At 43.8% G+C, this 12,808-nt stretch carries 11 protein-coding genes and 1 tRNA gene; 7 read left to right on the forward strand and 5 right to left on the reverse strand.

Annotated elements, in window-relative coordinates; genetic code table 11:
* The first annotated feature begins 4 nt into the window (after positions 1–4).
* From glmM to EHR06_RS02790, 7 genes are all read left to right on the forward strand, one after another.
* On the forward strand, positions 5–1,396 hold the full coding sequence (gene glmM / locus EHR06_RS02760; RefSeq protein WP_135755611.1) for a phosphoglucosamine mutase: 1,392 nt from the start codon (positions 5–7) through the stop codon (positions 1,394–1,396).
* A 3-nt stretch (positions 1,397–1,399) separates the two neighbouring features.
* Positions 1,400–3,232: a glutamine--fructose-6-phosphate transaminase (isomerizing) gene (gene glmS / locus EHR06_RS02765; protein WP_135755612.1), complete on the forward strand. Its 1,833-nt coding sequence runs from the start codon at positions 1,400–1,402 to the stop codon at positions 3,230–3,232.
* A gap of 4 nt (positions 3,233–3,236) precedes the next feature.
* Entirely contained in the window at positions 3,237–4,280 is a 1,044-nt protein-coding gene (locus EHR06_RS02770) for a GlmU family protein (protein ID WP_135755613.1), read from the forward strand.
* 18 nt (positions 4,281–4,298) lie between these two features.
* A complete protein-coding gene (locus EHR06_RS02775; protein ID WP_135755614.1) occupies positions 4,299–5,906 on the forward strand; it encodes a carboxyl transferase domain-containing protein in 1,608 nt (535 codons plus the stop codon).
* 306 nt (positions 5,907–6,212) lie between these two features.
* On the forward strand, positions 6,213–7,514 hold the full coding sequence (locus tag EHR06_RS02780; protein WP_135755615.1) for an ammonium transporter: 1,302 nt from the start codon (positions 6,213–6,215) through the stop codon (positions 7,512–7,514).
* 33 nt (positions 7,515–7,547) lie between these two features.
* Positions 7,548–7,892 (forward strand): P-II family nitrogen regulator, encoded by a 345-nt coding sequence (locus tag EHR06_RS02785; protein WP_008595143.1) that lies wholly within the window; start codon positions 7,548–7,550, stop codon positions 7,890–7,892.
* Between the two features lie 136 nt (positions 7,893–8,028).
* The gene (locus EHR06_RS02790; RefSeq protein ID WP_135755616.1) at positions 8,029–8,820 is read left to right on the forward strand and encodes an SH3 domain-containing protein; all 792 of its coding nucleotides are present in this window, start codon (positions 8,029–8,031) and stop codon (positions 8,818–8,820) included.
* A gap of 48 nt (positions 8,821–8,868) precedes the next feature.
* On the opposite strand, the gene prmC is transcribed toward EHR06_RS02790, so the two are convergent.
* The 5 genes from prmC to EHR06_RS02815 form a co-directional block, all read right to left on the reverse strand.
* The gene (prmC, locus tag EHR06_RS02795) at positions 8,869–9,732 is read right to left on the reverse strand and encodes a peptide chain release factor N(5)-glutamine methyltransferase (protein WP_135755617.1); all 864 of its coding nucleotides are present in this window, start codon (positions 9,730–9,732) and stop codon (positions 8,869–8,871) included.
* A 7-nt stretch (positions 9,733–9,739) separates the two neighbouring features.
* Positions 9,740–9,816, reverse strand: a tRNA-Arg gene (locus EHR06_RS02800).
* 26 nt (positions 9,817–9,842) lie between these two features.
* Entirely contained in the window at positions 9,843–10,484 is a 642-nt protein-coding gene (locus tag EHR06_RS02805) for a Crp/Fnr family transcriptional regulator (RefSeq protein ID WP_008594423.1), read from the reverse strand.
* Positions 10,485–11,546, reverse strand: coding sequence for a tetratricopeptide repeat protein (locus tag EHR06_RS02810; RefSeq protein ID WP_008595801.1), 1,062 nt, complete (start codon positions 11,544–11,546; stop codon positions 10,485–10,487).
* 24 nt (positions 11,547–11,570) lie between these two features.
* On the reverse strand, positions 11,571–12,800 hold the full coding sequence (locus EHR06_RS02815) for an amidohydrolase family protein (RefSeq protein ID WP_135755618.1): 1,230 nt from the start codon (positions 12,798–12,800) through the stop codon (positions 11,571–11,573).
* Between the last annotated feature and the right edge of the window lie 8 nt (positions 12,801–12,808).

Below are 12,808 nucleotides of genomic sequence, written 5' to 3' on the forward strand. Positions count from 1 at the left end.
AATCATGGCTCTAAATCCTCAAAAACCGGTCTTCCAACACCCGGATTTGATGGTTTCAGTGTCCGGAATCCGGGGAATCATTCCCACCGGATTAAGTCCCGACGTAATTTTCCATTCACTCATGGCCTTTGGGTCTAGACTCAAAGGAAATACCGTAGTCATCGGAAGAGATTCCCGTCCTAGCGGTGCTTATATAGAAAATATCGCGATCGGGATCATGCTAGGCATGGGCAAAAATGTGATCCGTTTGGGGATTGTTCCTACTCCTACCGTCAAGGCAGTGGTGGCTCAGTCAAATGCTGCAGGCGGGATCATGATCTCCGCATCTCATAATCCAGTTATCTGGAATGCATTTAAGTTCATAGGGCCCGGCGGATTTTTTACCAACGCGCAAGACTTAGAAGGTCTTTTAGATCTGGTCCGAAAAGAAGATTATAAACCTTTCCAATTCAAACCCAATACCGATGTAGAAGATGGAACCGACAGGATCCAAGCTCATATTGATTCCGTTTTGGCAAGAGTGAATGTTTCTGCGATCAAACGTAAGAAGTTCACCGTATTTTTGGATGCGGTGAACGGCGGGGGAAGCTTCGTTTTACCCGAATTGTTAAGTCGCTTGGGTTGTAAGGTCATTTTACAGCATTGTACTCCTGATGGAACATTTCCTCGTCCACCGGAACCTACTCCTGATGCGCTCAAACAATCTTCCCGTCTGATCAAAAAATCCAAGGCGGATATCGGTTTTGCTTTGGATCCTGACGCGGACAGGCTCGTAGTTCTATCTCCTAAAAAGGGAGCTATCTCGGAAGAATTAACTCTTCCTCTCAGCTTTATGTCCTACCTTGCTTCTAACTCTATTCCGAAGAAGGCATCCATCACCGTAAACCTCTCCACTAGTTTTGTGAACGATTGGGTCGCGGACTCTGTTGGAATTCCGACTTATCGCTCTAAGGTGGGAGAAGCGAACGTTGTGGCAGAAATGATACACCGTAAGTCTGTTTTCGGCGGAGAAGGAAACGGAGGAGTCATCGATCCGGCGATCCCTTCTTTCGGAAGAGACTCTCTTTCCGGGGTGGCCCATATACTGAATCTGCTTGCCCTAAAGGGGGAAGATGCTGAAACTGTGATAGGTAGTCTTCCTGCGGTCCATATGCGCAAGATCGCCTACAAGATCGCGGGTCAGAAGACGGAGCAGATTTATTCTAAGTTTCGCAGCGCCTTCTCCGAATATAAAGAAGATTCGAGAGACGGTTTACGTTTAGCAAATCAGGACTCTTGGATACATATTCGACCTTCGAATACCGAGCCGATCCTCCGGTTGATTGGAGAGGCCAGAACCAAAAAGGATCTGGAATCCCTTTTAAATAAAGCCGGAAAGATCATGGAGAATTCATAATATATGTGTGGAATCGTAGGATACGCTGGCGATAAGAACGTAGAATCCGTACTCATAGTAGGGCTCATCGGTTTGGAGTATCGTGGATACGATTCGGCCGGGATCGCGGTCCTAGACAGAGGAGAGATCCAAGTCCGCAAACAAAAAGGCAAAATTAAGGATTTGGAAAATTACCTAAAGGAACATCCGATCCGAGGCAATGTCGGGATCGGTCATACCCGCTGGGCGACTCACGGAGAGCCGAACCAGATCAACGCTCACCCTCATACCGATTCCAAATCTACCGTAGCGGTAGTTCATAACGGAATTATAGAAAATTATTCCGAGCTAAGACAAGAGCTCAAACAAAAAGGTTTCGTATTCCATAGTATGACGGATACGGAAGTCATTCCTAATCTTTTAGCCGAGAGCAGAAAAAGAGGCAAATCCAATAAGGAAGCTTTTTTAGAATTATTTAATAGAGTTCACGGTAAATGGGCGGTTGCAGTCGTATTCGATAACGAGCCGGACAGAGTGTATTTCGCGCAAGACGGAGCACCTTTACTTTTAGGAAAAGGAAAAGAAGAATATTACTTAGCTTCCGATATTTCCCCTCTGACTAGGAACTGTAGAGAAGTTTATTATATCAACTCCAAGGAATGGGGATATTTTACAAAAACCGAATGTAAGATCTACGGATTCGACGGTTCCGAAAAGGAATTCGAATTTAAGACCCAAGATATTAAATTCGAGGACGTGGATAAAGGCGGTTATCCTCATTTTATGATCAAGGAGATCCACGAACAACCCGGTATCTTCCGTAGGATCATCCAATCCCGTATTTCCGAGAGCGGTGAGATTGAATTCCCTGAAAGTACGATCTCTAGAGAAATGATGTCCAAGGTAAACCGTATTATCATCCAAGCTGCAGGAACCAGCTATTACGCAGGTATGCTTGGAAAACATTATCTGGAAAATTTCGCAAAGATCCAAACTGATACGGAAACTTCTTCTGAGTTCCGTTATAGAAACCCTGTGGTCGAAGGTGACACACTCATCGTAGGAATTTCTCAGTCCGGAGAAACTGCGGATACTCTTGCTTCTCTTTTAGAAGCGAAAGCAAAGTTCATCAAAGTTCTTTCTTTGGTGAATAATGTGAACTCAACGATCGCAAGAGAATCCGATTCATTCATCAGAACGGATGCAGGTCCTGAGATCGGTGTCGCGAGTACAAAGGCGTTCACTGCACAGGTAATCAACCTTCTTCTTTTTTCATTATACGTAGCTCGTTTGAAATGGATCGTTTCCGACGAAGAATTGAAAACACTCTTAGAAGAGATCCGACTTTTGCCCGGCAAAATGGAAAGAATTTTGGCTCAGGCACATATCCTGGAAAACTGGGCAGCGGATTTTACTAAAACCAAGGATTTTGTTTTCTTAGGCAGGACCTATAACCATCCGGTTGCGTTAGAAGGCGCTCTGAAATTAAAAGAGGTCTCTTATATCCACGCTTCCGGTTACGCGGGCGGGGAATTCAAACACGGACCGATCGCACTGATCACGAACGAAGTGCCGGTTGTATGTATTGCGACCAAATCCGAAATTTACAGCAAAATGCTTTCTAATATCCAGGAAATCAAGGCCAGAAATGGGATCATGATCTCCATCGTAACCGAAGGGGATAAGGAGGCAAAAGAGCTTTCAGACTACTGTTTTGAAGTTCCGGACTGTCCGGAAATTTTAAGTCCGATCCTGAATGTTCTTCCTCTCCAACTTCTAGCCTATTATTCTGCCGTGGCTAGGGGTTGTCCTCCGGACCAGCCTAGAAACCTAGCGAAGTCCGTCACAGTGGAGTAGTGTAGTGGGCAGAATTCAGAGAATTTGGATCGATGAGAGGGAAACTCCTCCCGGTTTGGGAGCTTTAACCAGGATTCGGTCTTTCTCCGAGATTCGAGACGGGGTTTTGACTCCACTCCAACGTTTAAAAGAGCAGTATCCTGACGCTAAGATACTGTATTCCCACGCAAGTCCTGCATTCGAAAAAACATTCTTCGAAAGAAATCCTAAAATTTCAGAGTACGACGGCAAGGATGTAGACCTGATCATCCGCCCTGAGGAATTTCTACCTTGGAAATCCTTGGATTCAGTCGGCAAAAATATAGACCAGGACTTGGAAAATCATAAGGACCTACGCAAATGGGCACGCAAGCTCAAGGTAAAGTCAGGTGATTTCCAAGTAGTGGGAAAATCCAAACACCTTCATATCCATCCTTCCGCTAAAATTTATCCTGGTGTGGTCATAGACGTAACTTCGGGACCTGTGATCATAGACAAGGATGTAAAAGTAACTTCTTTCAGCTTTTTAGAAGGTCCCTTATACATAGGCCAAGGCACTCATGTGGACAATGCCCGCATCACCGGGAATACTTCCATCGGGAATGTGTGCAGGATAGGCGGAGAAGTAGGCGACAGTATTATATTAGATTTTACGAATAAACATCACGAAGGGTTCCTAGGACATTCTGTGGTGGGAAGTTGGGTCAATCTAGGTGCATTATCCACCACTTCCGATCTAAAAAATAACTACGGCGTGGTCAAGATCAGAGAAGAACATACCGAGATCACAACAGGTTCCATCAAATTCGGTTCTATTATTGGGGATTTTTCCAAGATAGGCATCGGAGTGATGTTGAACACAGGAACTGTGATAGACTTCGGATGTAATGTGGTTTCTTCCAAGGCGAGCGGATATCTTCCTCCATTCTTATGGGCCGATGGACAACCTTATATCTTAGATCTATTCCTTCGTGATTCACGCAAGATTATGGCAAGAAGGAACAGAGAACTTTCTCATTCCGAATCGGAACTTATCAGAATTTTATACGAAACCAAGGTCCGGAAATAAAAAAGGACCGGAGGCCCCATGGAAGTTTTGGAATCGCGTATTAGTACGTCTTCCCCTGAATATAAAGAGAATTTCAAAGACCTTTCAGAGAAGGTCGCTGATTTACGTAAACTTCTCCAAAAAGCCGGACAAGGCGGAGGAGAAAAATCCATCCAGAAGCATAAGAGCAGAGGAAAGCTCACCGCGAGAGAAAGGATACAAGGTCTGATAGATCCAAATACTCCTTTCTTGGAATTCTCCGCTTTGGCCGGGGAGAAGGTTTACACTGACGATGTTCCTTCTGCAGGTATTGTAACCGGGATCGGTAAAATTTCAGGAACTCCTTGTGTGATCGTTGCAAACGATGCAACCGTAAAAGGTGGGACTTATTATCCACTCACTGTAAAAAAACATATCCGTGCACAAGAGATCGCATTAGAAAATCGTCTTCCTTGCGTGTATCTTGTGGATTCTGGCGGAGCATTCCTTCCGATGCAGGATGATGTATTTCCTGATAAATGGCATTTCGGTAGGATCTTTTATAACCAAGCAAATCTTTCCAGAGCGGGGATCCCTCAGATCTCCGTCGTAATGGGAAGTTGTACCGCAGGTGGTGCATACATTCCTGCGATGTCGGACGAATCTGTGATCGTAAAAGGAAACGGAACCATCTTCTTAGGTGGGCCTCCACTTGTAAAAGCGGCAACTGGAGAAATTGTTACTCCGGAAGAATTAGGCGGTGCTGATGTTCATTGCAGGATCTCAGGAGTTACCGACCATTATGCGGAGAATGATCCGCATGCACTCGAGATCGCTAGACATATCGTTTCCAGTCTAGGAGCAAGAGCCAAAAAGTTAGAAGAACAAATATCTTACGAAGAACCTCTTTATCCTTCCGAGGAAATTTACGGGATCATCCAAAAAGATATTCGTAAACCTTATGATGTGAGAGAAGTGATCGCGAGAGTGGTAGACGGCTCCAGATTCCAAGAATTCAAAAAATATTATGGAACTACCATAGTCACGGGTTTTGCGAATCTTTACGGAAAGACTGTAGGTATTATCGCAAATAATGGAGTTCTATTTTCCGAGAGTTCTTTGAAGGCGGCTCATTTCATCCAGCTTTGTAACCAAAGAGAGATACCTTTACTCTTCCTCCAAAACATCACAGGTTTTATGGTAGGGAAGAAGTATGAAAATTCAGGGATCGCTAAAGACGGCGCCAAAATGGTAAATGCAGTCTCTACTTCCGTGGTTCCAAAATATACTGTGGTGATCGGAGGCTCTTATGGAGCCGGAAATTACGGAATGTGCGGTCGTGCATTCGGTCCTAGATTCCTTTGGATGTGGCCGAACGCTAGGATTTCCGTAATGGGAGGAGAACAGGCAGCAAATGTTCTTCTTACCGTAAAACAGGAACAATTGGAGAAGGAGGGAAAATCTCTCTCCGAAGCGGAACAGGCCGAATTCAAAAGACCTATATTAGAAGATTATGATAATCGTTCTTCTTGTATCTATTCTACCGCAAGACTTTGGGACGATGGAGTCTTAGATCCTGCCCGTACTAGAGAAGCTTTAGGTTTGGCGTTGTATTCTGACCTTTCTCCTAAAGGTATTGAACCTTCTTACGCAATCTTCCGGATGTAATTTTCCTCCGGAAGATTGATACCTAAGTATAGTTTTCACTTCTAAAATTTTATTTTTCCGGCAGATCCCAAAAATCTGCCTATTAAGTACGCAAACTGCTAGGCTGGATCTGGGAAATTTCTTCCAGAACTAGGGAAAAATCTGCCTAAGATAAAAATTCGGGAGCTTTTTGCTAGACAAAACCACTTTTCAGGCCTCTAGGATTCCTATTCTGTTTTTTTAATCTTTTTTTGGACTAATTTTTAACTCAGGTACTCTTCTTGCATTAATTGGATTAAACATATTTTCGAGATGAGATTTGAGAAAATGAAAATTGCCCAAAAACTTATCGCGCTCTTGATCCTAATCGCTCCAGTACTGATCTGGGGTCAAGACGCTACACCAGCACCAGAAGCCGCACCTGCAGCTCCCACTTTGGACAAAGGGGATACCGCATGGATGATCGTTGCTACCGCTTTCGTGTTCTTTATGATCCCAGGACTCGCGCTGTTCTACGGCGGTATCGTAAGATCTAAGAACGTTCTGTCCACAATGATGCACAGTTTTGTCGCGATTTTAGTTCTCACTCTTCAGTGGACTATCTTCGGATACAGCCTTGCATTTTCAGGAGACAATCCTTTTGTAGGGGATTTCCAATTGGTTCTTTTGAACGGGATCACGGATGATACGTTGGAAGGAACAATTCCGAAATTCATACACTTCCTGTTCCAAGGAATGTTTGCGTTGATCACTCCTGCTCTAATTTCCGGTGCAATCGCGGAAAGAGTGAAACTTTCAGGTTATATCGTATTCATTCTAGCATGGGCCACTTTGGTTTATGATCCGGTCGCACACTGGGTCTGGTCCGCAGACGGATGGTTATTCAAAAAGACCGCACTTGATTTTGCAGGTGGAACAGTGGTTCACTTACTTTCAGGTATTGCAGGTCTTGCCGCAGCAATCGTATTAGGAAAACGTAAAGGTGAAGGTCCTGCACTTATCGCTCCGAACAACTTGACCTACACCCTTATCGGTGCCGGCTTCCTCTGGTTCGGATGGTTCGGATTTAACGCAGGTTCCGGTCTTGCTACCAACGGACAAACCGCTAGAGCGTTTTTGGTGACCTTAGTCGCCCCTGCTACTGCAGGCGCAGTTTGGTTACTGATCGAATATCTTCATACTAAGAAAGCCACCGCTCTGGGAGCAGCTTCCGGGATCGTTGCAGGTCTGGTTGTGATCACTCCTGCTGCAGGATTTGTGGACGCTTCCGGCGCATTGATCATGGGAGCAATCGTATCTCCTATCTGTTATGGAGCTATCCTTCTAAAAGGTAAACTTGGATATGACGACTCTCTGGACGCTTTCGGGATTCACGGCGTTGGTGGAGCTATCGGAGCGATTCTCACCGGAGTATTTGCGCTTGCAGTTTACATTCCGGAGGGAGTGACTCGCGGAGACCAGATCATTGTTCAGCTAATCAGTGTGATCGCGACAGGAGCTTATTCCTTCATCATATCCCTGATCTTAGTGTTCATTATCGATAAAACGATCGGATTCAGAATTTCCGAAGAGAAAGAAATTGCTGGACTCGATTCCGAGATTCATGGAGAAAAAGGTTATATTATATAACCTTGAATTTATACATTAAGTAAAGGAGAGCATATGAAATTAATCGTAGCAATTATCCAGCCCCATAAACTGGAAGAGGTTAAAGCGGAGCTTACTAAGAATGAAATTTACAGACTTACCGTAAGCGACGTGCAAGGCTACGGGCAGCAAAAAGGTAAGACTGAAGTATTCCGCGGACATGAATACCAAGTAAACCTTCTGAGAAAAGTAAGATTGGAGATCGCGGTAAACGACGAGTTCGTAAAACCTACCGTTGATGCAATCTTGAAAGCTGCCAAAACCGGTGACGGAAAGATCGGAGACGGAAAAATTTTAATTCTTCCTCTCGAAGACGTGATCCGTATTCGCACCGGAGAAAGAGGAAGCTCAGCGATTTAATTCTTCCCCAATACGAGTCGAAACTAGCTTCGGGGTCGGTGGATTTACCGGCCCCATTTTTATTTCAGGACTTAATATCGTCTGTTTTTTGTTAGACGATCTGATCTTAAAAGTGTATATCTAATCGGTGCGTCTTATGATTAGATCTCTAAAATACTTCGCTGTAACATTTTACATGACATTCTTATTAGGATGTTTTTCTAATTATCAATCCGCATACGTAAATAACGGCGCAGGACTTAGGATACGTTCCGCTCCAAAACTTTCTTCCGAAAAGACGGGAACAGTTCCCTATAAAGGTGAAGTAAAGATCCTGGAGAAGGACCAAAGGTTGGCCCATATAGACGGATTCGAAAACTATTGGTACAAGATCAAAAGTGAAGAAGGAGAAGGATGGGTTTTTGGAGGATACTTAAGTTTTAAACATCCGGATCTTCTGCCGCCCGGCTCCAATTCGTATACCGGACTGGTCTATCATCATCCAATTCAATCTATAAAACTGATTCGTACTCATATCATAAACGAGGAGCTGTACTTAAATATTTACCAAGCAGATCCAAAACATATCTTCGCATTTTTAGAAAGAAAGAACCAGATCTCTCAAAATCTAACCGAATGGAGGATCTTACACGCGATCACTCTGGACATTCCCCAAAAAGACGAAGAGATATTAAATAGAGTTACTGCTCAATGTTATACTCCCGGGCTGGATGCAAAAGAAGTCATACTCGCGATCTTAAAAATCCAAATGCGCAAGACAGGAGTTACGATCGGAAATCATTATGAGTTGGCTCTGGATAAATTGAGAATTCGTAAAGCCTGGACCCTGAGTGAGGATGAGTTATTTTTGCAGCCTGTTCTGAAAACGAAGGGAATAGAATGTACGATTTTCGATCCTGGGAATCAGTTGAAGGCGATCTCGGAGTGAGGGGAGCGCAACCGAAACGTTGATGTTCAGCATTTTCGCGTGTTAATTCTAAATCTTTAATCTAACAAAACTATCTCTACCGGAAAGATCCTTTTTCAGATCCGCCTCTGCATAGCCGAGAGATAGTGCAGTTTCTTTTAACCAAGCGGAGTATCTCGGATGAGTCTCTAAATACAATCTACCTTCCGGTTGTAGTTTTGATTTTGCTTCTGTTAAGATCTTAGTGTGAAATCCCTGAAAGTCAGATACAAATAATGCAAGATGAGGTTCGTATTCTAACACGTCAGGCATGATTGTAGATTTATCTGCTTCAGGGATATAAGGCGGATTAGAGACGATCAGGTCGAATTTGGTTTCACTCGGGATAGAAGAGAATAGATCTCCTTGATAAATTTCGAAACTTCTTTCTGTATTTAAGATTTCTTGAATGTTCTTTTTGTTGATTTCTAAGGCTGTTTCGGATGCGTCTGTGAAGGATACATTCCATTCTTTTCTGGCCTTGGCTAGGCTGATCCCGATACATCCGCTTCCGGAACATAGGTCCAATACTTGCAGGTTGTTTTCTTTATTGGGATATTCTTCTAATACCCAGGCGACTAGTTCTTCCGTTTCCGGTCTTGGGATAAGTACAGATTCGTTTACATGGAATTCAGAATCGAAGAATGCCTTCTTCCCAATGATATAAGCAGTAGGCCTGAATTTGGATCTTTGGACGATCCTTTCTCTGTATTCGTCTTTTTCGGATAAGGAAAGTGGTCTTTCAAAATCTATATAGAGTTTGACCCTTTGGATCTTGAGTAGGTCTGCGAGTAATAACTCTGCGTCCAATCTTGCGGAAGGTATGTTTTTCTTTTTTAGAAATTCTTCCGATTTTTTGAGTAGGTTCAGAACGTTGTCTTGGGAATCTGCCATGATTTGATGGTGGCCCCGAGAGGATTCGAACCTCCGACCAAAAGTTTAGGAAACTTCTGCTCTGTCCACCTGAGCTACGGGACCTTTATCTTTAGAACGCGAGTATTCGATTAAGAAGGTTTGCGCTTCTGGGAGACTATTCTCTGGAAGTCGTTAATATTGTGAATTACGATTTTGTCGGAGTATATCTCGATTTTACCGCTTTTAGCGAATTGGTTCACTACCTTCTGGACTTCTCCCACCGGTTGGGCGCACCAATCTGCTACGTCTTCGACGGTAACGTTGAGCACTACCTCTTTGAATTCTGTATGTGTATGCATCTTTTCATACAACATTAAGAATACGTCGGCTACTTTTCCGATGATATCATCCAGTAATAGGATGAGTAATCTTCGTTTTGCGTCGTAAATCCTGACGGAGAATATTGTGAGGATCTTGAGCGCAAGTGTAGGGTTCTTGGTCATCAATAGTTCGAAGTTTGCCCTATTGAAGTTGAGAACTTTTACTTCTGAGATCGCGATCGCGGTCGCACTTCTGGGTTGTTCTTCTAAGATCGCCATCTCTCCGAAGATATCTCCTTGTTCTAAGATATCTAAGGTCTTGATGGAATTCCCCACGGTTTTAGTGATCTTTACCTTTCCGGCTTGGATCAGAAAGAAATCGTTTCCTGGTTCGTTTTCGCAGAATATGATCTGGTTCGGTTCGAAAGTTTTTCCGAACTTTGAGAACATCGACTCGAGCATTAAATCCATTTAGGCGCTGAGCTCCTTGGCTTTTTGGCGAGCCTTCTGGGAGAGACTGTCTCTTTCCGGAGGAAGTAATGCTACCTTGCCGAATAACATTCCTGCTCTTTGACGATCCCCTTGTTGTTCCGCGATCTCTGCCAAATGAAATAAAGACTCTTTTACAGATTCTCCGGATGGATGCTTTTTAATATAAGCGGAGAAGGTATTGCTAGCCGTATCCAAATTGTTCAGCTTTAGGAAACAAACTCCCATTTGGAAAAGTGCATTGTCCACAAGCTTCTTCTCGCTATCGTATTTGAAATCAGTGCGGACCATTAGATCTTTGAAGATTGCTGCCGCTTCTTCGAATTTTCCTACGTTCAAGAATGTATGAGCACGGTTATAGAGAGAAGTAATCGTATTGTCCGTGCCGGCACCTAGATTCGTTTTCTCAGCGGCAGGTTTCATAATATTCTGCAGATTTTCTTGGGACATAGGCGCTCTGGTAGAAGCAGCGTCGTAAACCAGAGGAGGCATATTGATAGGGTAGGGTGTTCCCTTTCTTGCTAGATCTTGTAGCTCGGTCGCTCTTCCTGCATAAGGTCCGCTAGGATAATGTTCTAGGTATTTTCCGAATCCGTAAGCAGCGTGTTCGAAGTTATTGTTTTTATAAAATACTTCGGCTACGTTCATGAGCTCGAATGCAGGGTTTCTAGCTTCTGCCTGACCCAAGATCTCTCTCAATTTTTTGTGAACGAGTCGCAATTGGCTGGAGAATACCTTCATCATCTTTAAGATGAGATGGGTCTTTTCCGCTACGAATGTTTCGAAGTCTGAAAGTTTGAAAACTAAGACGGTTGCTCCGCCTACAACTTGGGCGGTCTCTTCTCTAGGATACTTTCCGAGTGCGGATTTGACTCCGAAAAATTCTCCCAGTCGTACGTCTTCTTTTACTTCGTAACCGGAATCGATCGCGGTGTACGTAAGAACGACTCGACCTTGTCTGAGGACATAGATATCCTCCGATCGATCTTTCTCGAAGTAAATAATAGAACCGCCTTTATAAGTTCGGATTATGGGCCCAGCCAAGACCGTTACCTTCCACTCTAAATCTCACCCGACAGGAAAAAATGCCAAATCCTTTTTGTAACCAAGGGCCCGGGTGACCGATTCTAGCAACCCTAGGGGGTCTCCTGCAAGGTATTTATCGGTTCCGGCGATCTTAATTTCGCGCCCTGTTACACCAGTTTCGTCAAAAAAATCTTTCAAAGAAAGGTCGCCGTAGGAAGGTTTCCCATCTTTCACCACCAAACGTACGGACTTAAGATCCGCAGAACAAAGTGTTTGGTAAGCGTCTTCTTTTTCGGAAGAAAGAACTAAAAGATCCGCCTTTTTTCCGATTTCCAATTTGCCCAGATCGTTCTCTACCCGAAGAGCCTTTGCTGGATTTTCAGTGACCATCTTAAAAACAATTTTAGGATCCAATTCTTTTCCATATTCTTTGGCAAAAAATTCTCGGGCGGATTTGATCTCTTGGAAAATATTTATGGATCCCGACATCGGAGAATCCGTGCCCAAACTCACGTTGATCCCTGCTTCCAGGATTTCCCGGATAGGTGCGGTTCTGCCGAACATGAACAGATTGGATTCGGGACACCAAACCAAGTTTGCCTTTGTTTTGGAAACCGTTTTGATATCTTCTCCATCGAATGCGATCCCATGAACGAGTACTGTGTTTTCTCCCAAACAACCCAGAGAGTTTAATTCTTTTAGGGCGTTTTTGGATTCTTCGTCGAACCCTTCGGAGATATGGGTTACGAAAGGAAGATTCCCTTCTTTTGCTCTTGCATATTCTATCTGAGGACCATCTCCCCAGCCGAGAGAATAAGAACAGATACTATGAGAAAGAGTAAAACGTTCCAGGATACGAACCGGAGATCTGTCCAAAAAAGGTTTTTGGACGAAGTGGGGAATATGATCCAAAACGGAAGTCACTCCGCTGATCAGATTTTTATAGGAACCTAATAGATATAGCTGCTCCGGCTCGAGCTGTTGTCTTTCCGCATATACAACGGAAGATTTGAGATCATTGTCCCAAGGAAGCCAATTCAAATAAGGACGGTTTGTTCCAACCTTAGGAAGATACGTCCCGAGAAGATGGTCGTGGGCATTGATCAGTCCTGGATAAACGAAATTCCCTCTTAGATTGATACGGATAGGTAGAACATCTTTAGGAATGCCCGAAGAGATAGAAGAGATCCTTCCATCCTTGATACGGATAGTTGCATTCTCCATTACCCCTTGAGGAGTAACGGCCTTAGAATTTACGATTTCCCATTCCATTTAAGTGC

Source organism: Leptospira dzoumogneensis (genome assembly GCF_004770895.1).
GTDB classification, from domain to species: domain Bacteria; phylum Spirochaetota; class Leptospiria; order Leptospirales; family Leptospiraceae; genus Leptospira_B; species Leptospira_B dzoumogneensis.